Origin of the sequence: Parabacteroides sp. CAG:2 (assembly GCF_000436315.1) — a bacterium.
Taxonomy (GTDB): Bacteria; Bacteroidota; Bacteroidia; order Bacteroidales; family Tannerellaceae; genus Parabacteroides; species Parabacteroides distasonis.
On sequence record NZ_FR885301.1, the window covers coordinates 41,055 to 66,842 of the forward strand.

The following is a 25,788-nucleotide window of genomic DNA, read 5'->3' on the forward strand; positions in this document are numbered from 1 at the left end:
TTCCCTAGAATAGAGGCTAGCTGTGAGTTCGCGTCAACAAAGACACGGTGTGAGCCATACGAACTGGGTAAATCTTGCCTATGCTTGACAGAATGATCGCCACGTTGTGAGGGGATGTCTTGGTAAAGCGTACCGCCAAACGCTACATTCAACAGTTGCAATCCCCGGCATATGCCTAAGACGGGAATATTTTGGTCGGTAGCCATCTTGATTAGTTTCAACTCATACAAATCGCGTACCGGATCGACTTCCTCCAGCTTTTCCCGAGGCTCCTCCTCATACCATAGAGGGTTTACATCCGCTCCTCCTATAAGAACTAGCCCGTCTAAATTCGATACGATATTCCTGAGTACCTTACCGTCAGTAACAGCCGGGATGATAACCGGAGTTCCCCCTGCCTTTACGATGGATTGGATATAGGTGGCCCCTACCCGGGAAGCACCACTTGAGATACTGGCGGAAATCCCGATCAATGGGGAGAATCGTGCCCGCACGTTTACATCGCAAGAGTCTGTCAACTCATATAGCTTTTTTAAGTTGGGTACCTCCGATCCGGGTGTCTGTGCCTGTGCTCCACATAAGATACTACAGGCGCATATTGCTGTGTATAAGATCTTTTTCATAATATGTAGTTGTTTTCGTTTGCTATTTGTTTGGGAAATCTTGTATAGCGGTCATAACCCTTAGCAAGTTCCCACCCCATATTTTCCGTATATCTTCTTCTGTATATCCTTCTTCTAAAAGTCGGACGGTAATGTTAATCAACTCATTGGTAGCCGAGCAACCGATCAGTTCCCCGTCTCCGTCAAAATCCGAGCCGATTCCTACATGATCGATACCGATTAAATTCACGATATGATTGATATGGCGGATAGCGTCACTTAAAGAAGCTTTGTTCTCTTCCTTATTGATGAATCCTTTGTATAGGCAGATTTGGGCGACACCCCCTTGAGCGGCCAGTGCTTTCAGTTGATCATCCGTTAAATTGCGGGGATGATCGCAAAGCGCACGTGCGGAAGAGTGGGAGGCTATGATTGGCGTCTCGCTCACTTCCAGTACCTGATAAAAGGTACTTTCCGCCGCATGCGAGATATCAACCATGATTCCTAATCGGTTCATCTCTTTTACCACTTCCTTACCGAAAGGACTTAGTCCTTTCCATTCCTGTTTTCCTCTAGCGGAATCACAAATATCGTTATCCCCATTATGGCATAAGGTGATATAAGAAACTCCCATCTCCTTGAACATCCGTAGGTTTTCGACCTGCTTCCCTAAAGCGTACCCGTTCTCGATGCCGAGGCAGATCGCTTTTTTCCCTTGCGCCTTAATCGTCTGGATCTCTTGGGGGGTAGTCGCTATAGCCATCCGGTCCGGATGTAAGGTTTGCTGGCGTTTTACTTGATTCAGCCGTTCTATCGCATACGCTGTCGCTGCCTGTAAGGATGCCTCATCTCGTTTACCTTGCGGGATATAGGCGACCATAAAGGTTGCGTCGATACGCCCTTCTTCCATAAAAGGAAGATTTACTTTCCCTCCTTCTTTCTCCCCGATATTAAATTCACCGGGAAAGATCATCGGGGTATCTGTATGGGAATCGATCGTCACGATCCGTTGATGGATCGCTTTGGCTTTCGCGAAACGGCGGGCATTCTCGATATGGTAAGCGAATAGGGCTTTCATGGCCTCATCCCCTTGCGGAGCCATGGCCTCCGGATGCCATTGTACACCGAATATCGTTTTCTCCGTATGTTCCATAGCCTCATTGATTCCATCCGGGGCGGTCGCTGTCGCCCTAAATCCGGGGGCGACCTCTTTTACCGCTTGATGGTGGAAAGAGTTGACAAGGATTTGTTCTTCTCCATTGAAAATAGTGCGTAGCCGGTTCGTTCCCGGTTCGAGAGTTACCGTATGCGACGGATATTCCCGCGCCAATGTCTGGCTGTGTTTCAATAGCGGGTGATCGGCTTGTGAATGGATGTCTTGATAGACACTTCCTCCGAACGCTACATTCATGATCTGATGCCCTCGGCAAATACCCATGATCGGAATTTGTCGGTTAGCGGCCAAGCGAAGCAAGATCAAATCGTATTCGTCACGTAGCGTATCTACGTCTTGCAATTGCGGGATAGGCTCCTCATGCAAATAGAGCGGATTGATGTCTCCACCCCCGCTCATAACCAATCCGTCTAGTTCGGAAACCAGTACGGTCAATGCTTTCAGATCCGTGATCACCGGGATAAGTACCGGGGCTCCCCCCGCATCCAGCACGGCTTGCACGTAGGTCTCCGCTATACAGGAAAGTCCGTCTCTCCGGTTAGCGGATATTCCTATTCGGGGAGGTTGAAGGCTTTCTTTAGCCGGTATATAATTATCAACTTCTTTGTATAGGGCCTCTAGATTCGGACGACGGACTTTCATGATTTTAAGCATCTATGTTAGCATATGTAGCGTTTTCCTCGATAAACTCGCGGCGAGGGCCTACGTCTTCACCCATCAACATGGCGAAGATTTGGTCAGCCTCGGCTGCGTTGTCGATCGTGATCTGCTTTAACGTACGGTTTTCCGGGTTCATGGTCGTATCCCACAATTGATGGTCGTTCATTTCTCCCAAACCTTTGTATCGTTGTGTATGGATCGAGTTCTCGTTGCCTCCTCCATATTTTAAGATGAACTGCTGACGTTGTTGCTCGGTCCAGCAATATTCCTCAACCTTACCTTTCTTACACAAATAGAGGGGAGGAGTCGCCAGATACACATATCCGTTCTCGATCAAGGAACGCATACGGCGGAAGAAGAAGGTCAAGATCAATGTGGCGATGTGGCTACCGTCCACATCGGCATCGGTCATGATAATCACCTTGTGGTAACGCAGCTTCTCCATGTTCAACGCTTTCGGGTCATCCTCCGTACCGACGGTTACGCCCATCGCGCGATAGATGTTCTGGATTTCCTCGCTTTCGAAGATCTTATGATCCATCGCTTTCTCCACGTTCAATATCTTACCGCGCAATGGTAGGATCGCTTGGAAGTTACGGTCGCGTCCTTGCTTAGCCGTACCCCCTGCGGAGTCTCCCTCGACAAGGAACAATTCGCAGATCGCTGCGTCTTTAGAGGAACAGTCCGCCAATTTACCGGGGAGCCCACCTCCTGTCAGCGGAGATTTGCGTTGTACCAATTCGCGAGCCTTACGAGCGGCATGGCGGGCTTGAGCGGCCAAGATCACCTTGTCGACGATTATTTTCGCCTCTTTCGGATGTTCTTCCAAATAATAGCCTAACGCCTCGCCGATCGCCATATCCACGGCACCGGTAACCTCGCTATTACCCAGCTTCGTCTTTGTCTGTCCCTCAAACTGAGGCTCGGCTACCTTGATAGAGATAACGGCGGTCAAACCTTCACGGAAGTCATCCCCTTGAATCTCCACCTTGGCTTTCTCCAATAATTTAGAATCCTCGGCGTACTTTTTCAACGTACGGGTCAGACCCCGGCGGAAACCGGCTAAGTGTGTACCACCTTCTATCGTGTTAATATCATTTACGTAAGAGAATACGCTCTCGTTGTAAGAAGTATTATAAGTTAACGCCACCTCGACAGGGATACCCTGCTTCTCGGTAACGATATGGATTACGTCTGGAATCAGTTTCTCTTTAGAACGGTCGATATAGCGGACAAACTCTTTCAATCCCTCATCCGAATGGAATACCTCGGACTTGAATGAACCGTCTTCTTTCAGAACTCGCTTATCTGTCAGACGTAGCGTAATACCTGCGTTCAAGAATGCTAATTCACGCAAACGGGTAGCCAAGATATCATACTTGTATTCCGTGACCGTAAAGATAGAACCGTCCGGCTTGAAAGAGATCGTAGTACCTGTTTTATCCGTATTATCGATAACCTGTACGTCGTGCAACGGCTTTCCGCAAGAGAACTCCTGCATATGTACTTTGCCGTTCCTGCGAACTTCCGCTTTCAGATAAGTAGAGAGGGCGTTTACGCAAGATACACCCACACCGTGCAAACCACCGGATACTTTATAGGTTCCCTTGTCGAACTTACCGCCGGCGTGCAGCACTGTCAGTACTACCTCCAAGGCTGATTTACCTTCTTTCTCATGAATATCCACGGGGATACCACGGCCGTCGTCGGTAACCGTGATCGAGTTGTCCTCATTGATTACCACGTCGATGTATGTACAATATCCGGCTAGCGCTTCGTCTATGGAGTTATCTACGACCTCATACACTAAGTGATGGAGACCTTTCTCGCTGGTATCGCCAATATACATGGATGGCCTTTTTCGTACTGCCTCTAACCCTTCAAGTACTTGAATACTATCTGCGGAGTACTCTGTAGAAGTATTCTTAATTTCTTCACTCATGAGTTTATCTTTCTTTAAAATCTGTAATTATCTATGTCCTCAAAAAAAATCTAACAAATGTAGTGATTTTTATCGAGATAGCGAAGTGGGGGATGTGAAAATAGCGAAAAAAGGACGGGTGTAGTAAAAAAGGAGAGAGATAAGCCATAAACTTATCTCTCTCCTTTTGATTGGTAGCCCATAGGGGAATCGAACCCCTCTTTCAAGAATGAAAATCTTGCGTCCTAGCCGATAGACGAATGGGCCATCAGGTTTAAAAAAGCCGGGCTTATTGAGAGTCCGGCTTTATACTTGTAAAAGTAATTACCTTCTGCTTATGCTAGCGCATTAACGTGCTTAGCCAACTTAGATTTCAGATTACCGGCCTTGTTCTTGTGGATAACGTTCTTTTTTGCAAGCTTATCCAACATAGAGCATACCTTAGGGAATAAAGCTTGTGCCTCATTCTTGTCTTCAGTAGCGCGCAAAACTTTCATAGCGTTTCTAGCTGTCTTTGCGTAATATCTGTTACGCAAACGTCTTGCGTTTGTCTGTCTGATTCTCTTGATTGATGACTTATGATTTGCCATTTCTAGATCTTCTCTTTATTGTTTTTTAATCCTGTTTATTGTAGCCCATAGGGGAATCGAACCCCTCTTTCAAGAATGAAAATCTTGCGTCCTAGCCGATAGACGAATGGGCCAAAATGTCAAAGCTCTCACTTATAGCGTTCTAAGAAAGTGATTTCCCGATTGCGAGTGCAAAGATAGACGATCTCTCTGAACTGGCAAAACATTTCGAAGGAAAATTTAATACTACTCACTGTTTTAACTTCTCTTTAGAACTTATATCTTCCAGATGAATTTCCAAGGCTTTAACGGAAATATTTATTTCCCAGATACATACACATAACGACGCCGCTAATAGCAATAAGGCTATGCCAAATATCCATGCGGCGAAAACCTGCCACGATACATAAATGAAGAACATAGCGATCACGCAGAGCAGCAAACTGAGTATTCCTAATATTTGCATGGAACGGGTCAGATAGAGCCTTTTCCGCAGGTTCGCTATCTGGGCGATATCCTTGGGGTCATGGGTTTGCTGATGCTTTTCTTTCAAGGCACGCACTACGCTGGCGTATGAAAGGAAGCGATTCGTATAGGCCAACAATATCAATGATATGGCGGAAAATAATAAAGAAGGGGTCGTTAAGTCCAACATAATTCTATACTTTAATTATATGTATAACGTTAATTTGAGTATCTTTGTTCTTAATCATCGTCGCAAAGATACGAATTATGTTGTGTAAAACGAGGGGGATTGTCTTGCATACGATCCCTTACAATGATAAATATTCTATTATATATATGTATACGGAGGCGTTTGGCCGGGCCTCGTATCTGGTTAGTCGTAGCCGAGGGAAGAAAAGCACGGTATCGAAGGCTTTGTTTATACCTTTGTCCGTTCTGGAAATGGAGGTGGAGCACTTGAATAAGCGGGACTTGCACCGGATTAAGGAGACCCGCATTTGTTTTCCGCTGAATGATGTTTGTTGTGATCCGGTTAAGAATGTATTGGCGCTTTTCCTCTCGGAGGTTCTTTTTAGGGTCGTGAAAGATACGGAGCCGGATCCCCGTTTATTTGATTATTTATACGAGTCCATACATCTATTGGAGTATGCGGATAAAGGTATCGCTAATTTTCATATGGTTTTCTTGTTAGGTCTTCTCCACCATCTCGGTATTTTCCCGAATATGGAATCGCATAGGGTGGGATATTATTTCGATATGTTGAATGGGGTGTTTACGGATCATATCCCGATGCATCGGCATTATTTAAATAAGGTGGAGAGCGCTTTCTTTTCCCGTTTGCTGCGTATCAGTTTTGAGAATATGTCGCTTTATGGTTTTTCCCGGCAAGAGCGGGCCCGTATTATTCATCGTATTCTTGAGTATTACCGTCTACATCTCCCGGATTTTCCGGAAATCAAATCGTTATCGGTGATGCAAAGCTTATTTGATTGATCTATTTGATGTTATATTAGCTCTTGAAAACACGTACGTGTTTTTTGAAAAAGACGTACATGTTTTTCCGGAAACACGTACATGTTTTTTCGGAAATAATGAGAAGCTTCCGGATAGGCGGGAAAAACATCCGATAACGGTTGCCTATTTGAGGAAAAGATTATACTTTTGCAATCTCAAAAGAGTTGGTCTTGTAGTTCAACGGATAGAATAGAAGTTTCCTAAACTTTAGATCCGGGTTCGATTCCCGGCGAGACTACTTGTATGACTGTTCGAACAATTGAGGAAAGATCCCTGTCTTTTTGATGGATTGTATGATTTTGCCGGGGAAGTACGTAAAGATATCCTTTAGAGACCTATTTGATAGGCCTTAAACGTTACCCATTCGCCATTATATAGACATTTAAAAGTCCGACCACTAATCCATACGTTCTCTAGTGTTGTTTGGCCGTCTTCATAGTCCATATAAAGTATATCGGTATAGTAATTGTTCCAGTCCCAGTAGAATGGAATTTCCTCTCGATCTATGCGTCCGCTTGGGTAATGATAAATTCTTGTATCCCATCCTTTCCCATCCGGATTAAATGTAAGTTGCTGCTCACAATCCAAGCCGTCTACGACAAACCAATCTGTCCATACATAATTACATAAATCATAGGTGATTTCCTCATACGGATCATAATACGGATCCTCCTCGCAACTACTGAACCCGCATAAGACGGCGATCAATAAGAATATGTTTATTAAATATCTTTTAGCCATAACTCTATACCTTTAAATACGATTCGGAGGTAAAGATACAAATTTAAGGAAAGGATATTTCTTTTTTTTATATCTTTAGCGCAAAATTTTCAGATATATGCAAAAAACATTACGCATTAAGAACGATATTCATGAGCTTTCCATGATGAATGAGTTCTTGGAAGAAGCTGGAGAAGAATTGGGATTAAGCACCGCTTTCATGATGAGCCTGAATCTGGTGATGGAAGAAGCTGTCTCAAATATAATTTTTTATGCGTATAAGGGAGATGTTGAGGATGCCGTAGACATTTCGTTGGTCAGGGAAGGTGGGGAATTGATCGTGACTTTGATAGATCATGGGATTGCTTTCGATCCGACTTTAAGAAAAGACCCTGATATTACTTTATCTGCCGAAGACCGTCCAATCGGAGGGTTGGGTATTTTCTTGATCAAGAAGATTATGGATGAGGTCTCTTATCAGAGAGTAGATGAGCGGAATGTCTTTATCATGAAGAAAAAAATAACCGAATAAAATATAAAGATATGGAAGTAGTTATTGACCAAAAAGGCGAAGAGACTGTAATTAAGATCAAAGGAAGATTGGATACGAATACGGCTCGCGAATGCGAGGAAAAGGTTTTGCCGGTATGGGAGAATCCGGGAGTAAAAGTATGTGTCGATTGTTCTGATTTGGAATATGTGAGTAGTGCGGGCCTCCGATTGTTTTTAATATTACAAAAAATGACGACTGCCAAGAAAGGGTCTTTACGTTTGATCGGTATGCGGAATGTGGTTCGTGAGACCTTTAGTTTGACGGGATTTAACGCTCTCTTCAAGATAGAAGACGCAAAATAAGTGTGAAGGTTAGGAAAAAGGTAGCCGGTGTGTCAAATTTGGCACACCGGCTTTGTATTAATCTTTTAGATCTTTGTCGATGGGGCTATCCCATTTGCCACCGTTTAATATATCAAGGGTGAAGGTATCGTCTGATTCCTTCGGGGTGTAGAGAATCCCAGTATAACGAATAATGTGATTTATGAGAGGCAGGATGTCATTAACCTCTCTTTCCCGGGTTACTTCATTTATCTGATTTTTGGCCGAGAGGTGTGCTTTGAGCATGAATTCCGGAGCCGGGATAAACGTGAAGAAGGAATGGGAGAAATTTGTTTTCCCGATATCAGAGTCGTTAAAAGTGTCGGTTTGTGTATAAGGCGTGTTTTGAGAAATGCCATTCCCAGTGGTTAAGTCAATCTTGTTTTGATAATTGGAGACATTTATCGTGAAGCTTTTTAGGGCTTTAGGTACGCCATCGGCGGATATGAACTCTATTTTGCCGACGATTCTTTGTAAGGTGATATCTTTAATGATTCTTTCTCCCGTTTGTACTTCTTGGGTGAGAAAAAGATGAAACGTATCTGAGACTTTACTGAATAGTGCGGTTTGTCCGGACACGGAGATATTCTTGTCTGAGTGGGCTAGGAAACAAATATGATAGTCGCCGGAGGGCAGTGAATCATAAATGATCGTGAAATCCGGATCTTGAGGCGTGAATTGCTTATGTTTTACCAGAATGTCCGGTTTTCCGCTTTGGTATACGATATAATCGATCCGGTTGTATAAATTATCCGGATCGATATCCGGTGTAGAAGGATCTTCTTCGGCATCGGGATTTTGGGGAATAGGCTCAGGGATATTCAGCTCGGGAATACTCTTGGTTACGGGGAAGGGTAATACTTCCTTTTGTAAATCGATCGTAAACTGTATGGGGGATAATTCCTCTTGTAGGTCGGGGTTAGGTACTTCCTTTTCCGTTCCATTACAACAACAAAAACAAAGCAGACAGGCGATAGCCACTAATTCATTTTTCTTCATAGTTGATATTTTTGGTAAATGTTTGACGCAAAGGAACGATATATTTTGTGAATTAAAAAATATTAAGCTGTTAAATTGGCGTACGCAGGGTTATTTTTCATAGCTTTGTGAATCAACAATGTAATTACCTTAGTTTAATAAAACGGAATAATACCATGAAACGAAAAATCAGAATGGGAATGGTCGGTGGAGGACAAGGCTCGTTTATCGGGGCCGTTCATCGTATCGCCGCTAATTTAGACGGACAGATCGAGTTGGTCTGTGGATGCTTCAGTTCTCGCCCGGAGAATTCATTGGCTACCGGACAATCTTTATTTTTACCGGATAATCGTATTTACGCATCTTATCAGGAAATGATAGAGAAAGAGGCCACCCTGCCTGAAGGCGAACGGATGGATTTTGTGTCTATCGTTACCCCGAATCATGTGCATTTCGGTCCGGCCATGATGGCGTTGGAACATGGTTTCCATGTCGTACTGGATAAACCGATGACATATACCTTGGATGAGGCGAAGCAATTACGAGACAAAGTGAAGGAAACCGGAAAATTGTTTATGCTGACTCATACCTATACCGCTTACCCGATGGTGAAGGAGGCTCGGGAAAGGGTACGCAGGGGCGATTTAGGTAAGATACGCCGTATTTATGTGGAATATCCTCAAGGCTGGCTATATAATGACTGCGCTGATGTTAATAAGCAGGCGGCTTGGCGGGTGGATCCCAATCGGTCGGGTAAGGCCGGTTGCATGGGGGATATCGGGACTCATGCGTTTAATCTGGCGGAATATATAACAGGGCTGAAGGCCGTGGAATTATGCGGTGAATTGAATACCTTCGTGCCGGATCGTCTTTTGGATGATGATGGGGCGGCATTGATCCGTTATGAGGGAGGCGCGAAAGGGGTGCTGACCGCTAGTCAGATCGCCGTAGGTGTAGAGAATGGCTTGAATATTCGTGTGTATGGAGAGAAAGGTGGGTTGGAATGGCGTCAAGAAGAACCGAATACGATGATTATGCGTTGGCCGGATCGTCCGGCGGAGATCATCCGTACTTCCAATGGATATATGTCGGGTATCGCCGCTCATAATTCCCGTACGCCGGGCGGGCATCCGGAAGGCTATATAGAGGCATTCGCTAATTTGTATCGGAATTTCGCCTTGGCTTTGCGATCGATTCTGGCTGGTGAGGAACCGGCTCCTGAAACCTTGGATTTCCCTTCCGCCGAAGACGGTGTCCGTGGCATGCGGTTTATCGAGACGATTGTAGCTACCGGATCGACAGAGAATAAATGGATAAAAATAATCGACTAAAAATAATACTATATATGGCACGTCCTGTAACATTATATACCCTCCAGTGGGGAGATTTATCACTGGAAACAGTTTGTCAAAAAGCGAAAGAATTCGGATACGACGGTGTGGAATTGGGACTTCCCGATCATGTGGATGTCCGACGTACGGATACGGCTTATTATCAAGGAATCAAGGATCTGTTAAAGAAATATGACTTACGGCTTTATGCGATCTCTACCCATCTGGTTGGACAAGCTGTTTGCGATAATATCGATGAGCGTCATAAGGCAATCTTGCCGGATTACATTTGGGGAGATGGCGATCCGGAAGGGGTTCACCAACGGGCTACCGAGGAGATGATCCGGACCGCCCATGCGGCAAAGATGTTGGGAGTCGATACGGTTGTAGGTTTTACGGGTAGTTCTATTTGGCATTATTTGTATTCTTTCCCTCCGGTAACGGACGCTATGATACAAAAGGGGTATGATGATTTCGCCCGTCGCTTTACGCCCATCTTGGATGAGTTTCAGAAACTGGGTGTACGTTTTGCGTTGGAGGTACATCCTACAGAGATCGCGTTCGATACTTTTTCCGCACGCAGGGCATTGGAGGCGGTAAATAACCATCCTGCTTTCGGTTTTAACTATGATCCGAGTCATCTAGGATATCAAGGGGTGGACTATGTGGATTTCATCTATCAGTTTCCGGAGCGTATCTTCCATGTGCATATGAAGGACGTATATTGGAGTGATACCCCTAAGCAGGTGGGTATATTCGGCGGTCATGTTACTTTCGGCGATCCCCGTCGATATTGGAATTTCCGTAGCTTAGGACGAGGAAAGATTAATTTTGAGGAGATTATCCGTGCTTTGAATTCAATTGGCTATCAAGGTCCGCTTTCCGTGGAATGGGAAGATAGCGCTATGGATCGGGAACATGGGGCACGGGAATCTTGCGAATTGGTGAAGAGAGTGGATTTCCAACCTTCCGCCCATGCGTTCGACGCTTGTTTCGGAAAGGAATAAATAATTATTAATTACAAAAAACACGAGATTTGATGAGTGTGAGAAAGTGGATGTTTGCCGGGGCCTTGTTATTGGCCGCCGGCTTGAGTTCTTTGGGATTTGCCCAAAAACCGGGGTTGAAGTTTAATCCGGATAAGAAGTTTAAGATTGTACAGTTTACGGACTTGCATGTGAAATGGCAAGACCCTCGTTCGGACATCGCTTTTGAGCGTATGAACCAAGTGTTGGATGACGAGAAACCGGACTTGGTGATTTTTACGGGAGATATTATCTATAGCAAGCCTGCGTTGGAAAATATGCGGAATGTATTGAAGACAGTCTCCGACCGTAAAATACCATTCTCCATTGTTTTCGGAAATCATGATAATGAGCAGGGGGCGACAAAAGAGGAGTTGCTGAAAGTAGCCGAAAGCCTACCGTATAGTTTAACGGCGGATGAGGTTCCCGAAATCTCAGGCGTGGGTAATTACGCCTTGACCGTACGTTCCTCCGACGGGAAGAAGGATGCTTTCGTCTTGTATTGCATCGATTCGAATACCTATTCAACTATCAAGGGGGTAAAAGGATACGATTATATTAAGCGTGACCAGATCGATTGGTATTGTAAGAAAAGCGCAGAGTTTACCCGGAATAACGGGGGAGAGCCGGTTCCTTCTTTGGCTTTCTTCCATATTGCGTTGCCGGAGTTTAATCAAGCGGCTTCCGATGAGAATGCCCAACTCTATGGCATACGTAGGGAAAAGGCATGCGCTCCGGCCTTGAATTCCGGCTTATTTACGGCGATTAAGGAGAATGGGGACGTGATGGGTATATTTGTCGGTCATGATCATGACGATGATTATGCGGTTTGCTGGTATGACGTATTATTGGCTTACGGTCGTTTTACGGGTGGTCCGACGGAATACATCCATATACCAAATGGAGCACGTGTGATCGAATTGAACGAGGGAGCCCGTACCTTCAAGACTTGGATTCGTACGAAAGCCGGTGTAGAGCAGCTTACTACCTATCCGGATTCATTCGTGAAAGAGTGAGGATCTATATCATTCTGAAAATGATATAAAAACTGTATTCCTTATTGTTAAAGCTCTAAATTATATCTAACTTTGCGGTTGGTTGAAAAGTAAAAACTAGAGTATGAAGAAAATTAGAGCCGCCATCGTAGGTTATGGCAACATCGGGAAATATGTGTTAGAGGCCCTTGAAGCTGCCCCGGATTTTGAGGTAGCAGGTATTATTCGTCGTAATCCGAATGATATTCCGGACGAGTTGAAGGCATACACGGTTACTGATAGCATCACCAAGTTAGATAAGGTTGACGTAGCGGTTTTGGCTACTCCTACACGTAGCGTGGAAGAGCATGCGAAAGAGATTCTGGCTTTAGGCATCAATACTGTCGATAGTTTCGATATACACGGAGGTATCGTGGATTTACGTCGTTCTTTGGACGCTGTAGCGAAGGCTCATAATACGGTAGCTGTAATTTCTGCCGGTTGGGATCCGGGAAGCGACTCTGTGGTACGTGCTTTGTTAGAAGCGATGGTGCCGAAAGGTATTACTTATACGAACTTCGGTCCGGGAATGAGTATGGGGCATACGGTTGCCGTGAAGGCTATCGAAGGCGTGAAGGCGGCTTTAAGTATGACGATTCCTTTGGGAACAGGTGTACACCGTCGTATGGTTTATATCGAGGTAGAAGACGGATACGATTTCAAGCAAGTGTCTGCCGCTATCAAGGCGGATGATTATTTCGCTCATGATGAGACTCATGTAATGCAGGTTGAATGTGTCGATAATTTGTTGGACATGGGACATGGTGTGAACTTGGTTCGTAAAGGTGTATCGGGCAAGACTCAGAACCAGTTGATCGAATTCGATATGAAGATCAATAACCCTGCCTTGACCGCTCAAATCTTGGTTTCTGTCGCTCGTGCGAGCTTGAAGCAACAACCGGGCGCATATACGATGATCGAATTGCCGATAATCGATATGCTGTACGGCGAGAGAGAGAACTTAATTAGAAGACTCGTTTAATATAAGTTGATGGTTGACAGCTGGCAATTGACAGTTCGGGAAATCCTGACTTGCGATTGTCGACTGTCAATTGTCAATTGCCAACTGAAATAATTATGCTTGATTTTATTACATGGACTGCCGATCCCGCTATCTTTACCATCGGTTCCCGGGAGATTCGTTGGTATGGATTGGCTTTTGCGATTGGTTTCGCTATTGGCTATATGATTGTAGAGCGGATGTGGAAAAAAGAGGGACTGCCGCCCGCATGGATCGATTCCCTTTTGATTTATACGATGCTCGGTACGGTGATTGGTGCCCGTTTGGGGCATTGTTTGTTTTATGCTCCGGAATATTATTTAGCCAACCCGATTGAGATTTTCAAGATTTGGGAGGGAGGATTGGCTAGCCATGGTGGTACGTTAGGTATAATTATCGCCATTTATTTCTACTCGAAGCGAGTAAGCCATAAAAGTATGTTATGGGCTTTCGATAAGTTGGTGGTTCCGACAGGATTGGTAGCTGCTATGATTCGTCTGGGAAACCTGATGAATCATGAGATTTACGGTCATTCCACTGATTTGCCTTGGGGATTTCGTTTTATCGATAATTTACACGCATGGAGAATGGGGGCGGAGCCTATTTTTACAGCTCCGAGCCATCCGACGCAATTGTATGAGGCCGCTTGTTATCTGGTGACGTTCGCTATCTGTATGTGGCTATATTTCAAGAAAGAGGCATGGAAAAAGCAAGGACTTATCTTCGGCGTATTTATGATATGCGTATTCGGGTCTCGTTTCTTCATCGAATTCGTGAAAAATGACCAAGAGCCTTTCGAGGCTGGAATGATGTTGAATATGGGGCAATGGCTAAGTATCCCGTTTGTTTTGGCAGGGTGCTGGTTTGTCTGGAGAGCGCTAAGAAATGGAAAATTAAAAATTGAGAATTGAAAATTAGAGAGCACACGCTTTGTTATTTTCAATTTTTAATTATCAATTATCAATTAAAAAAGATGTACAAGTTAAAAGAAATTGCGGATAAAGTTTATTATGTAGGAGTTAATGACCGTCAAAAGGCCCTCTTCGAGAATATGTGGCCGTTGCCATACGGCGTTTCCTATAACTCGTACTTGATCGTAGACGAGAAAACCGTATTGATCGATACGGTCGATGTTTGTTACTCTGATATTTTCTTGAAAAAAGTAGCGGATGCCTTGGACGGACGTTCTTTGGATTATCTCGTGGTAAATCATATGGAGCCGGATCATGCGGGAAGTATCCGTTTGTTGCGTCAGCAATATCCGGACGTACAGATTGTCGGAAACAATAAGACTTTCGGAATGCTGGAAGGATATCATGGCATCAAGGAAGGCTTGTTTGAGGTGAAAGAGGGTGATACCTTGAATACGGGTCGTCATGAGCTTGTATTTTATATGGCTCCGATGGTGCATTGGCCGGAAGTGATGGTTACTTATGACGTTACGGATAAAATCGTATTCTCCGCGGATGCGTTCGGTACGTATGGCACATTGGATGGTGGTGTGATCGATACGGAGATGAACGTGGAGCATTATTGGGAAGAGATGATTCGCTATTACTCCAACATTGTCGGAAAATATGGAAGTCCAGTACAAAGGGCATTACAGAAGCTTTCGGGCTTGGATATCCAGACGATTTGCTCTACCCATGGACCTGTTTGGCGTGAATATGCGTCGAAAGCGATCGATATCTATGACCGTATGAGCCGCTACGAAGGTGAGGAAGGCGTGGTTATTATTTATGGCAGCATGTATGGTAACACGGAGCAGATGGCTGAGGCGATCGCCGCTTCTTTGGCTGATAATGGCATCAAGAATATTGTGATGCATAATGTTAGCAAAAGCCCTTCTTCTTATATCTTGAAAGATGTGTTCAAATATAAGGGAGTTATCGTAGGTAGCCCGACTTATAGCAATCAATTGTTCCCAGAGGTGGAAGCTGTGTTGAGTAAGATCGAGTTGCGTGAGGTGAAAAATCGTATTTTCGGTTATTTCGGGTCTTTCACATGGGCTGGAGCCGCCGTGAAACGTTTGGCGGCTTTTGGCGAGAAGATGAAGTGGGAGACTGTCGGTACGCCGGTTGAGCAGAAGCAAGGTTTAAGCGCTACTAAATACGAGGAGTGTTTAGCCTTGGGCAAGGAAATGGCTGGGAAATTGAAAATGGAGAATTGAGAATTGAAAAGTCTAAAGGCTCCGACAACAGATAAAACGAAAGCTATTAACAATAGATCTAATTTATAAACAAAAGAAAGGCGAGATGCGTAGATTGGGAATCCTTTAATTTTCAATTTCCAATTTTCAATTTTCAATTAAAAAAAGCGTAACGTTATGAGATTAATTATCGAACCTAATTACGAGCAACTCTCAAAATGGGCTGCCAATTATGTAGCAGCGAAGATCAAAGCCGCGAATCCAACCGCTGAAAAACCATTCGTACTGGGCTTGCCTACCGGATCTTCTCCGCTGGGTATGTACAAGAACCTGATTGAATTGAACAAGCAGGGTGTCGTATCGTTCCAGAACGTGATCACTTTCAATATGGATGAGTATGTCGGCCTTCCGAAAGATCATCCGGAAAGCTATCATTCTTTCATGTGGAATAATTTCTTCAGTCATATCGATATCAAACCGGAGAACGTAAATATCTTGAATGGTAACGCCGAGGATTTGGAGGCTGAGTGTGCGTCTTATGAGGCTCGCATGAAAGCGGTCGGTGGCGTAGACCTGTTCTTGGGTGGTATCGGTCCTGATGGCCATATCGCGTTCAATGAGCCGGGTTCATCTTTGAGTTCTCGTACTCGTATCAAGACGTTAACTACAGATACGATTATCGCTAACTCCCGTTTCTTTGATAATGACGTGAATAAAGTTCCGAAGACTTCTGTAACGGTTGGTGTAGGTACGGTTCTTGACGCTAAGGAGGTATTGATCATGGTAAATGGTCATAACAAGGCTCGTGCGTTGCAACAAGCCGTTGAGGGCGCCGTGAACCAAATGTGGACAATTACCGCCTTGCAGTTGCATCCGAAGGGAATCATTGTTTGCGATGAGGCGGCTTGCGCGGATCTTAAGGTAGGTACTTATAACTATTTCAAGGATATCGAGAAGGATCATCTTTGTCCTTGTTCATTGCTAAAATAAACGAATCTCAGATAGGGCTTTCTTTGAATGCCCATCATAAGGAGTTAAGAATGCCCATTGTAAGGAGTTTACGATGGGCATTCTTATAACCTTACGATGGGCATCGTTGTTTTAGGGCAATTGGTGGCTGCCGGCTGGCTTCCTCATAGAAGATATACTTCACTGGTTAGAGGAAATATACTTTTCCTGTCAGAGGATATATACTTCATTGACAAAGTCAGTACTACTTACTTTTTTGCGTTCTTGACGTAACGATCCAGCCATAGGTCACATTCATACAATAGATGTAATATGTTCTCTTTGGCGGCGTAGCCATGACTCTCATAGGGCAATACCACATAACGTGCGATCGCCCCGTGGCCTTTTAGGGCACTGAACAGGCGCTCGGATTGGATCGGAAAGGTTCCGGAGTTGTTATCCATCTCACCATGTATGATTAATAAAGCTCCATGTAGTTTATCGGCAGACATGAATGGCGACATGGCATTATATATTTCCGGTACTTCCCAATAAGTACGGGTCTCTGTTTGGAAGCCGAACGGGGTAAGCGTACGGTTGTAAGCCCCGCTACGTGCGATGCCGGCTTTGAACAGCTTGGTATGTGTTAATAGATTCGCTGTCATGAAAGCTCCATAGGAATGTCCTCCTACGGCTACACGATTCGGATCACCTACACCCATCTCGGAAATAACTTTTACGGCCGCCTCGGCGTTCATTGTCAATTGCTCAATGAAATCATCGTTCGGCTCCGCTCCCTCACTGGTACTAACGATCGGCATCTCGACATTTTCCATTATACAGAATCCACGTAAAACCCAATAGACGGGAGAACCATAGTTGATATTCGTAAACATGTATTGAGAACCTCGTACCTGAGAAGCCTCGGCCTTGCTTTTATATTCTCTCGGATAGGCCCACATTAAGACAGGTAATGGACCGTCCTTCGCTTTATCATATCCGGCAGGGAGGTATACGGTCGCTGTTAGATCCAAACCATCCGCACGTTTATACTTGATCTTTTGTTTACTAACGTTTGCCATGGCCGGATATGGATTGGCGAAATGAGTCAATTGAGCGAATTTTTTCTTTCTCAAGTCACGAGAGCAGAGATTCGCCGGTTCTGTAATGGATTGCCGTGAAGTGATCAATTGCAGCTTTTCCGGATTCGCTACCTTTAGGATGGTCTCATAATATCCGTCCTCGCAGCGCCAAAGTTCTGTGTTCTTTTTTGTTTTTAAATTGTAACGGCTAAGGTAAGGCATATCCCCTTTAGGAGAGGCACCTTGGGCAAGCATCAATAACTCATTGTGGGCTTTATTGATATAAACGATATATTTACCATACGCATTTTTAACCGTAAGTGGATTTCCCGGATTGTTGTAATTATCGTCGGTGGATACATCGAATAATAGAACCGGAGACTCAGAAGAGCAAGGCTTAAAAGTAAATGTCCTGTTTTTACGAGTCTCCCGGGAAGTCTCGATCAATAAAGCGAAAGCATCGTCATTCCACAGGATGTTGCGGAAACGTTTCTCTGTCTTTGCGACTTCCTGTTTCTCGCTGTTGAACGGATAGCTTATTTGGTAGATAATATCCATGAAATCGGTCTTGTTTTGCTTAGGATCTCCTTTATCTTGCGCTTCCGCCCAGTAAACGGTAGCCGGTTGATCCGATCTCCATCCGAATTGGCGGGGATAAGGCGAGGTCGTGTCATATCCCATCGGAATATTGACGGTTGGATTATCCGCTAACGTATAAATGGAATTGCCTTGTAAGTCTATGACCTCGAACTTTTGTGGGAAGTTATATACCGGTACTTGATAGGAATACGGACGATGAACTGTCGCGATAAGTAACAAAGATTTATCCGGGGATAATGAAAGCGTACTGCCGTAGATTGCCGGTTTTCCGATCTCGTACACAATGCCCTCTTTTATACGTACCAATTGGGAGGTGAAATAATAGTCGAATAATTGCTCGTCGTATGGATTTTTCAGCAAGTCTTGATAGGTACGAGCGGGCATCACCTTTCCAGTACTTTCTTGAATGATGGGACCGGATGGAACTGTGGGTTTCTTTGGTGCCTTACCCCTGTTTCCCGGAACCATAAGCGTAATAAACTCATTGTCGCTAATCCATAAGATCTCCGCTCCACTTGTCGCGTTGATTTTACGGGTACTTACTTTCTGCGCTATGGGCTGTTCCGGGGTACAGATATAAAGGTATACGCCATCCGCTTCTTCCACGAATAGAGCTACCTTATTGGATGAAGGAGAGAATGAGGCTTCTGTGATTACTGCGTTGTCAGGAATTCCTTCTATCTTGATTTCTTCTTGAGTAGCGATGTTCATTAAACTGGCACCCGTATATTCGGCTTGCCGGCTCGTATTGAATGTTTCGGGACTGATACGCATTCCCGCTAATTTAAGCTCCGGTTGCGCAAGCTTGGCGATAGACCGGTACGGGGAACGCTCTAACTGGAGTGCCCACTGATTGTTATCACTAATTCGGATGATAGGAGAAAGCTTGGCCAAGGCCACTTCCTCGATAACTGCAGGAGGACGTTGATAATGTGTTTCTTGCGCTATTCCAGGACATATAAGCGCTAAAGAGAGCAGAGCTGAAAATAAATGATTTGTTTTCATAAATAGTGATATAAGAAATCCCCAAAGATAACCTGTTAAAGTATACTTTGGGGATTGTGATTAATGTAAGTTAACGTAAAAAGAGTGTTAATAGTTCTTTTCGATCAAGTCGTTGAAATCTGTTTCCTTTTTTGGAATCTCGAAGATCCAACCATCAGCATTCGGATCCTTGTGCAAGAAACCACAGAAAGTAGCGTCAAAATTAGACCCGGTTCTATCCAATGGCAAACCTAGACGTTTCAAGTCGAACCAACGGAAACCTTCGCCCCAAAGTTCGATACGGCGATGTGTCATGATCTCATCCGCTAGTTTTGCGCCAGTGTTACCCAAATCCTTGTACTCTGGATCACGTTCTTTCAACAAGGCTTGCAAATATTCCTTTGCTTTTGCGTCTTGATTGGAACGAGCGAAAGCCTCGGCTGCAGTCAAGTACATTTCGCTGATACGCATGAAGGCAAAATCACCTACAGCATCAGCTGTAGAGCGTGCCGTGAACTTGCGGTTCTGATAAACACGCTGGTTGTAAGAAGTTGCGGGTACTTCTGCCTTTCCTGTCGGATCCCACCATTGACGGCGAAGATCGGTTGGCGACATTAAGTCGTAAGTACTTTGGCTGATACATTTGATACCTGTGCGGATAGAGCTGGAGTTGAAGTTCCAAGACATATACGCATAGAAAGAGTAGAAATAAACCGTTTGGTCATTCTGTGTCATTGCGGCATACATCGCCTCTTTCGTAGCGGAAGTGATATTAGCGAAACCATTCATCAATTCAGACTGAGACATGATCTTACAGCCATCTTTCTCTGCTTCATTGATAGAATTCACTGCGGCCGTAGCTGCGTCTGCGTATTTCTGTTGAGTCAGAAGAGCACGTGCTTTCAATCCGTAAACCGATGCTAGGCTATAATGATTCTTATCATTTGGCTCATAGTCTGCCAATAAGTTCAACGCTTCGTCTAAGTCCCCGTGAATCTTCGTGTACACCTCTTCTACCGTATTACGTGCCATAGGCTCGATTTCCGGACTCGTACGATAAGGAACTCCCGGTTGAGAGTTGTCCTGTCCGTTACGATATGGTTTCGCATAATATTGTACTAGATTGAAATGACTCCATGCACGAATTGCCAAACACTCGCCCTTGATATGGTTCGCAAGCGCTTTTTCGCTATCTGTGAGTTTTGACTCATCGCTAAAGTTATCATTCAACGCTTTCAAGATGTTGTTTGCATTCAAAATGAACTTATAATAAGTTTCCCACTCACCGGAGTTGTACGAACTTGTTGCGTTCGTTGGATAACTCCAGTTTAAGAAACCTTGATGCCAAGTCTGCGTGTCCCATGTCAAATCATCAGCCAACGCTTCTCGACCGATGATGAAACCGGGCTCACCTCCCAAACCTTGGTTGCCTAAGTCTTGAGATACCATCTTACGATGAATACCGTTCAGTGCAAGATAAAGATTGTCGAGCGAAGTGGATACTGTCGTGAATGAAACGTTCTCGGTTGGGATTGTATCCATATAATCGCTGGAACAGCTTGTGCCGATAAGCGAGCCACTTAGAAGCAGTCCTGCTGCGATGTGTTTGAATAATTGTATATTTTTCATATCTTTTCCTTTGTTTGATGTATTATGAATTTAGAACGATACATTTAAACCGATCGTAAAGTTCTTAGCCGGCATATATTCATTGTAAGATACTCCGGCATAGTTAGCTTGCGGATTCAGACCTTGACGGGCTTTCAACATGAATAAGTTCTCTGCGCTGACATTGACGCGTGCACTCTTGATGTTGATAACGTTTAGGATAGACTTAGGCAAGTTGTAAGCCAAAGTGACAGTACGCAAGTTCAAGTAATTTGCGTTTGTCAACCAACGTGTAGAATAGGATTGTCCAATGCTAGTCGCATGACCTGAGTTATTGTCCAAACGAGGTACATCTGTGATCTGGCCCGGAGTTGTCCATGCGTTATGTAGATCCGGTGACATCGCATAACCGAACTCACCTACATCCATCAATCCTCTATAACTCGAGTCAAGCACCTTGCCTCCTAATGAATAAGAGAATACGGTAGAAAGGTCGAATGCCTTATAGCTCAAATTGATATTGAAACCACCATATACTTTCGGAACGGCAGAACCACTGAAATCATATTTCGCATAGCTATAAGAGTTTGTCAATACTTGACCATCTTTCTCTACAAGTGTCTTTTTTACCGCATCTTTAATATTACCATTCGCATCGGTGTTGTTTTCGGCATCAAAGATATACAATCCATCTCCGTTATCAGGATTAACACCCCACCATTGACGTAACCAGAACTCATAGATTGAATGTCCCTCCATCAATTTCTTAGAGTCTTTGATGATACCATCTTTCCGGTTGGCATCAGGCAGACGAGTCACCTTATTATTGATGAATGTAGCGTTTGCGCCGACTGATAATTTCCAATCTTTTGATTTTAATACTTGGTAGTTTAAGTCGATTTCCACCCCTTGGTTACGAACTTTACCAATGTTTTGTACGATCTTTTCGACACCACTGGATAACGGTTGGCTAACATTGAATAACAAGTCTCTGGAGGCCTTACGGAAGAACTCGACCGTACCATTCAAGCGACCGAACAATCCGAATTCTAAAGCGACATCGGTAGAAACCTGTGTCTCCCATTTCAAATTATTGTTTGCCATAGTCGGGAAGTAGAGACCTGCTTCCAAACCGTTGTTGATACCCAAATTATACAAGGTTTGATAAGGATAGTAATCCTGTTGTGTGTCATCATCTGTATAATAGATGGCATCGTTTCCGGTTTCACCGTAGGATGCCCTCAGTTTCAAATTGTCCACCCAAGTCAAGTTTTCCATGAAATCTTCTTGGCTGATACGCCAAGATGCTCCGAATGACCAGAAGTTACCCCAACGGTTATCCTTGCTAAAGCGAGAGGAACCGTCACGACGATACGAGGCTGTTACATAATATTTATCATCGAAATCATAGTTCAAACGAGCGAAGTATCCTTCTTTCTTATATTCGCGTGTATAAGAATCCATTGAGCTTATGCTTACGAAGTTACTGTACTCATACGTTCCGGAAACGATCTCATTAGTCTTCATACCGTAGTTATATTGTAAACGGTAGCTATAGTTCTCATGGCCTAACAAAGCTTCGATGTTATGCTTACCAAAAGTCTTTGTGTAATTAATCAACTGGTTGAATGTCTGTGTTAAGAAGTTTCTATTTCGGATGTTCAAACGTCCCGGTCCTGCGGTTCCGTCACCTACCTCTGGGTTCTCATATACTCTACGGCGTTCATCCTTATTGTCAAATGCGTAGTTCACTGTTAAATTCAATCCTTCGATCGGAGTGATCGTTACATAAGTACGGGCACTAGAGTTTGTGGTAGACATCAAGCGATCGTTCCACAGGGCCTCAGCGATACCGTCGCGTCCATTGCTGGAGATACGGGCTCCTTCATAATCGTAGGTATATAAAGCCGGATCAGTAACTACGTTTCCTTCTTTATCCAAATAAGCCCCTGTCTCAATATCATGCTTATGTACCGGATAGATCGGTGCCATAGAACGAATGAAACGAGATAAGTTACCATAACCAGCGGAGTTGCTAGAAGTAGAAGTAGAATAATTGGAATTTGTGCGACTTAAACCTAAATTCAATCCACTCTTGAACCATTTCACCGGATAGATATTATAGTTCAAGCGTGCGTTGTAACGCTCAAAGTCTGTCTTAATCATATATCCCTTATCATTCAGATAGCCTATGGAAGCATATGTGTCGCTCTTTTCTGTTTTTGTATTGTAGCTTACATTATATTCTTGGCGATGTCCGGTACGGTAAGCGGCATCTTCCCAATCAAGGTCCTCACCCCATTTTAAAGCCGAGGCTGATGGATTCAATAAACCGTCTGTGCCCACGATTGCGTCATTGGCGATTCCTACGAAAGGATTATATTTTAATTTGTTGATAATATCTTTAGAAGCATTAGTGGCAGCGTCGGCAGCACTTTGTCCGAGTGACATATTTGCGTTTCTCAACATTTGCCATTGCAAAGGATAATAATCGTATACACCTACTTTTGCGTAATCGTTATAAGCTCTGCTAGACCAACCTTGTGAGATACTCAAGGTAACACCTGCGCCACTGCTGGTAGAACCTTTCTTGGTCGTGATCAAAACCACACCGTTACCTGCGCTAGATCCATACAAAGATGTAGAAGCGGCATCTTTTAAAATTGTCATTGATTCGATATCAGATGGGCTGATAGAAGAGATATCACCACTGAAGATGGCGCCATCCACTACATATAAAGGAGCATTATCCGCGTTTACAGAACCAAAACCACGGATCGTTACCTTAGCAGCTTCTCCCGGTTGTCCGATAGAGGAAGTCATTTGTACTCCGGAAGTGTTTCCTTCTAATGCGGAGAGGGCGTTACTCAATGGACGTTTGTCCATCAAAGCGGCACCCACCGTGGATGCGGAACCTGTAAAAGAACTTTTCTTTGCGGTACCATAAGCTACGACAACAACTTCATCTATAGCTTGAGAATCTGAAGAAAGAACAATTCTCATGTTTTGCTGAGCTGTAGTTTCTTGAGTCCGTAAACCTACATAAGAAATAATTAGCTTTGCATCTTTCTGAGTTTCTAACTCAAATTTACCATCTAAATCGGTAATGGTTCCAATAGTGGTTCCTTTTACTACGATGGATGCACCTATAACAGGCTCCCCATCATCTTCATTAATCACTACACCGGTCACCTTCATTTGCTGGGCGACCATACACTGCACTCCCAGAAAGAATGAGAGTAGTACAAGCGTTAATTTGTGCTTCATAGAATGAATTTGTTTGTTAATTAGACACACATTATTTTTTCAAGAGACCATAGTTTGCACAGAACTATGTTTAACAGCATAATTAACAGACAGATAGCTAAGACCAAAAACCCTCCTGCCAGCTATCATAATGCAACAAGATCCCCAGTACAACTAAATTGAATTTGGCAATATCAATCAATATTATATTAGTTTTAGAATGTTTTATAACAGTTTGCTTTTTTATAATAAAAATTAGTATATTTGCGGCTGTGATTTTCAGGAGTCTTGGTGTGTACATTTTTTTGATAAGTATTTTAACTGTAGTTCTGTGCAGACTAAATGCCTTAATGGATGCTGAAAGGGAAGATGTCCATAAAGGACATCTTCCCTTAAACTTTGTGTGTATAATGAAAAAAAGTGCTGTGTTAATTAACGTTTATAAACGGATCGGATTGCCATTATAGAAATCTAGAATCTTCGTACGGAAGATAAAATCATATTTGGCCTGTGCCTGTTCCGCTAGACTTTGCGCATATTTTGTTTTAGCCTCATTAAATTCAAAAACAGTGCTTTTACCTGCGTTGTAACGCTCTTGGGCATAATTGAACGCTTCCTTGCTCGCCGTGACGGATTTGTCGGAAGCCGTATATTTCTCTTGGGAAGCCGTTGCGTTGTAGTACGCTTGCTGGATTTCCTTGTATAATGTTTTCTTTGTATTTTCCATCAGCAATTCCCGGTTGATAATGTTGATCCTTGCGGTACGAACGCTATTGCGTACTTGGAAGCGGTTGAAAAGTGGAATGCTCAATGAGAATCCGACGATCTTTTGCCCATTCTGCTTAAACTGCTCGCTAAAGGAACGAGTATCGGCAAATTCACCTCCGGAAGTAGAATGATAATATCCATTGCTGTAACTAGCCCCGAAATTTAACTTGGGGTAATAGCCCGCTTGCGCGACACGCAACATTTTCTTTTGGCTCTCTAGCAAATACTGTTGTTCCTTGATCTGAGGCTTGAACGTAACCGCATGGTCGTAAATGTTTTCCGGAGGTAGGATACTGCTCATATTATCAGCCACCGCATCTTCAATTACAGGAGTCTGTATATCGAAATTCCGGTCGCTTCGCTCTAGTTCCAGACTTTGCGCCAGATCCAGTAAAGCGAGGTTCACATTGTTTTGCGACTCGGTAAGCGTGACCTCATCTTTCGCTAATTGGGCCTTGATATCATACAGTTGGGAAAGAGGCACCTTTCCGGCGTTCACCATGGCCTCCGTTTTATTCACCTGCTCCTTGTCTAGTTCCACTTGTAGTTGCGCTATTTTCAGCAGCTCTTTATTATAAAGTACTTGCAGGTAGTAGGAAGCTATATTGATGGATAGGTCTTCTCTCGCCTTATTCAAGTTCTCGATAGACGCTTTTAGATCAAGTTTGCGGGCGGCGATATCGTTCGGTATTTTTAACCCGTCAAATAAAGGCATGTCCAGATTGATCCCCAATGTGGAATTGGCGGCGTTCTGGTCCACGATCACCCCGGATTTAGACGTGGAGCGTCCGAACTGGAAGCTCTGTCCAAGACTGCCATTTAGGGCCGGGAGCCAACTGTATTTGCTGGTATGTAAGTCTACCTTTCGGCTTTCCTGTTCCTGCTCCTTTTGCTTTAAGTCGATATTATGCTCGATGGCATATTGGATGCACTCCTCCAGACTCCATTGCTTCACCGCATCCTGAGCGAAAACATAGTTTCCGGACAGGAGGGAAGCGATTGCCAGTATATATAAGTTTCTTCTCATCATACAATCT

At 44.0% G+C, this 25,788-nt stretch carries 21 protein-coding genes and 3 tRNA genes; 11 read left to right on the forward strand and 13 right to left on the reverse strand.

Annotated features, from left to right (window positions below):
* From QVP94_RS10545 to QVP94_RS10575, 7 genes are all read right to left on the reverse strand, one after another.
* Nucleotides 1-623: gamma-glutamyl-gamma-aminobutyrate hydrolase family protein (locus tag QVP94_RS10545; RefSeq protein WP_288213246.1), on the reverse strand; the 623-nt coding region annotated here is incomplete at its 3' end.
* 22 nt (nucleotides 624-645) lie between these two features.
* Nucleotides 646-2,430, reverse strand: a complete 1,785-nt coding sequence (locus tag QVP94_RS10550) for a gamma-glutamyl-gamma-aminobutyrate hydrolase family protein (RefSeq protein WP_022192571.1) — start codon at nucleotides 2,428-2,430, stop codon at nucleotides 646-648.
* Complete coding sequence (gene gyrB / locus QVP94_RS10555) at nucleotides 2,423-4,378, reverse strand: DNA topoisomerase (ATP-hydrolyzing) subunit B (RefSeq protein WP_005859370.1); 1,956 nt, start codon at nucleotides 4,376-4,378, stop codon at nucleotides 2,423-2,425. The genes QVP94_RS10550 and gyrB overlap by 8 nt, the downstream gene beginning before the upstream one ends.
* 171 nt (nucleotides 4,379-4,549) lie before the next feature.
* A tRNA-Glu gene (locus QVP94_RS10560) sits at nucleotides 4,550-4,624 on the reverse strand.
* Between the two features lie 68 nt (nucleotides 4,625-4,692).
* A complete protein-coding gene (gene rpsT / locus QVP94_RS10565; protein WP_005859369.1) occupies nucleotides 4,693-4,947 on the reverse strand; it encodes a 30S ribosomal protein S20 in 255 nt (84 codons plus the stop codon).
* 41 nt (nucleotides 4,948-4,988) lie between these two features.
* Nucleotides 4,989-5,060 (reverse strand) — tRNA-Glu (locus QVP94_RS10570).
* Nucleotides 5,061-5,176: 116 nt separating this feature from the next.
* Entirely contained in the window at nucleotides 5,177-5,581 is a 405-nt protein-coding gene (locus tag QVP94_RS10575) for a DUF2721 domain-containing protein (RefSeq protein WP_005859368.1), read from the reverse strand.
* A 77-nt stretch (nucleotides 5,582-5,658) separates the two neighbouring features.
* Here QVP94_RS10575 and recO point away from each other — a divergent pair, with 77 nt between their 5' ends.
* Nucleotides 5,659-6,384, forward strand: coding sequence for a DNA repair protein RecO (recO, locus tag QVP94_RS10580; RefSeq protein ID WP_010182204.1), 726 nt, complete (start codon nucleotides 5,659-5,661; stop codon nucleotides 6,382-6,384).
* A gap of 187 nt (nucleotides 6,385-6,571) precedes the next feature.
* A tRNA-Arg gene (locus QVP94_RS10585) sits at nucleotides 6,572-6,643 on the forward strand.
* Nucleotides 6,644-6,732: 89 nt separating this feature from the next.
* Here QVP94_RS10585 and QVP94_RS10590 read toward each other — a convergent pair.
* Nucleotides 6,733-7,146: a hypothetical protein gene (locus tag QVP94_RS10590; protein WP_005859344.1), complete on the reverse strand. Its 414-nt coding sequence runs from the start codon at nucleotides 7,144-7,146 to the stop codon at nucleotides 6,733-6,735.
* Nucleotides 7,147-7,243: 97 nt separating this feature from the next.
* On the opposite strand from QVP94_RS10590, the gene QVP94_RS10595 reads away from it, so the two are divergent.
* Nucleotides 7,244-7,657 (forward strand): ATP-binding protein, encoded by a 414-nt coding sequence (locus QVP94_RS10595; protein WP_012056072.1) that lies wholly within the window; start codon nucleotides 7,244-7,246, stop codon nucleotides 7,655-7,657.
* A gap of 11 nt (nucleotides 7,658-7,668) precedes the next feature.
* A complete protein-coding gene (locus QVP94_RS10600) occupies nucleotides 7,669-7,980 on the forward strand; it encodes an STAS domain-containing protein (protein ID WP_005859339.1) in 312 nt (103 codons plus the stop codon).
* Between the two features lie 57 nt (nucleotides 7,981-8,037).
* On the opposite strand, the gene QVP94_RS10605 is transcribed toward QVP94_RS10600, so the two are convergent.
* Nucleotides 8,038-8,997 carry a hypothetical protein gene (locus tag QVP94_RS10605; RefSeq protein ID WP_022192572.1) on the reverse strand — a complete coding sequence of 320 codons (960 nt, stop codon included), beginning with the start codon at nucleotides 8,995-8,997 and terminating at the stop codon, nucleotides 8,038-8,040.
* A 155-nt stretch (nucleotides 8,998-9,152) separates the two neighbouring features.
* On the opposite strand from QVP94_RS10605, the gene QVP94_RS10610 reads away from it, so the two are divergent.
* The 7 genes from QVP94_RS10610 (at nucleotide 9,153) to nagB (ending at nucleotide 16,505) form a co-directional block, all read left to right on the forward strand.
* Nucleotides 9,153-10,307, forward strand: coding sequence for a Gfo/Idh/MocA family protein (locus QVP94_RS10610; RefSeq protein WP_008779233.1), 1,155 nt, complete (start codon nucleotides 9,153-9,155; stop codon nucleotides 10,305-10,307).
* Between the two features lie 14 nt (nucleotides 10,308-10,321).
* Complete coding sequence (locus QVP94_RS10615) at nucleotides 10,322-11,314, forward strand: sugar phosphate isomerase/epimerase family protein (protein ID WP_005859333.1); 993 nt, start codon at nucleotides 10,322-10,324, stop codon at nucleotides 11,312-11,314.
* 32 nt (nucleotides 11,315-11,346) lie between these two features.
* A complete protein-coding gene (locus tag QVP94_RS10620) occupies nucleotides 11,347-12,348 on the forward strand; it encodes a metallophosphoesterase family protein (protein ID WP_005859331.1) in 1,002 nt (333 codons plus the stop codon).
* A gap of 103 nt (nucleotides 12,349-12,451) precedes the next feature.
* Nucleotides 12,452-13,348, forward strand: a complete 897-nt coding sequence (locus QVP94_RS10625) for a diaminopimelate dehydrogenase (RefSeq protein ID WP_005867618.1) — start codon at nucleotides 12,452-12,454, stop codon at nucleotides 13,346-13,348.
* Nucleotides 13,349-13,443: 95 nt separating this feature from the next.
* Nucleotides 13,444-14,277, forward strand: coding sequence for a prolipoprotein diacylglyceryl transferase (gene lgt, locus QVP94_RS10630; protein ID WP_005859327.1), 834 nt, complete (start codon nucleotides 13,444-13,446; stop codon nucleotides 14,275-14,277).
* Nucleotides 14,278-14,339: 62 nt separating this feature from the next.
* A complete protein-coding gene (locus QVP94_RS10635) occupies nucleotides 14,340-15,536 on the forward strand; it encodes an FprA family A-type flavoprotein (protein WP_005859325.1) in 1,197 nt (398 codons plus the stop codon).
* 156 nt (nucleotides 15,537-15,692) lie between these two features.
* Nucleotides 15,693-16,505 (forward strand): glucosamine-6-phosphate deaminase, encoded by an 813-nt coding sequence (gene nagB, locus QVP94_RS10640; RefSeq protein ID WP_005859323.1) that lies wholly within the window; start codon nucleotides 15,693-15,695, stop codon nucleotides 16,503-16,505.
* Nucleotides 16,506-16,732: 227 nt separating this feature from the next.
* Here the strand turns inward: nagB and QVP94_RS10645 are convergent, their stop codons facing one another.
* The 4 genes from QVP94_RS10645 to QVP94_RS10660 all read right to left on the reverse strand — a co-directional run bounded on the left by QVP94_RS10645 (nucleotide 16,733) and on the right by QVP94_RS10660 (nucleotide 25,781).
* A complete protein-coding gene (locus QVP94_RS10645; RefSeq protein WP_022192573.1) occupies nucleotides 16,733-19,150 on the reverse strand; it encodes a prolyl oligopeptidase family serine peptidase in 2,418 nt (805 codons plus the stop codon).
* Between the two features lie 87 nt (nucleotides 19,151-19,237).
* Entirely contained in the window at nucleotides 19,238-20,758 is a 1,521-nt protein-coding gene (locus tag QVP94_RS10650) for a RagB/SusD family nutrient uptake outer membrane protein (protein ID WP_005859319.1), read from the reverse strand.
* Nucleotides 20,759-20,788: 30 nt separating this feature from the next.
* Nucleotides 20,789-24,004: a SusC/RagA family TonB-linked outer membrane protein gene (locus QVP94_RS10655; protein ID WP_022192574.1), complete on the reverse strand. Its 3,216-nt coding sequence runs from the start codon at nucleotides 24,002-24,004 to the stop codon at nucleotides 20,789-20,791.
* Nucleotides 24,005-24,422: 418 nt separating this feature from the next.
* Entirely contained in the window at nucleotides 24,423-25,781 is a 1,359-nt protein-coding gene (locus QVP94_RS10660; protein WP_022192576.1) for a TolC family protein, read from the reverse strand.
* Nucleotides 25,782-25,788 lie beyond the last annotated feature (7 nt).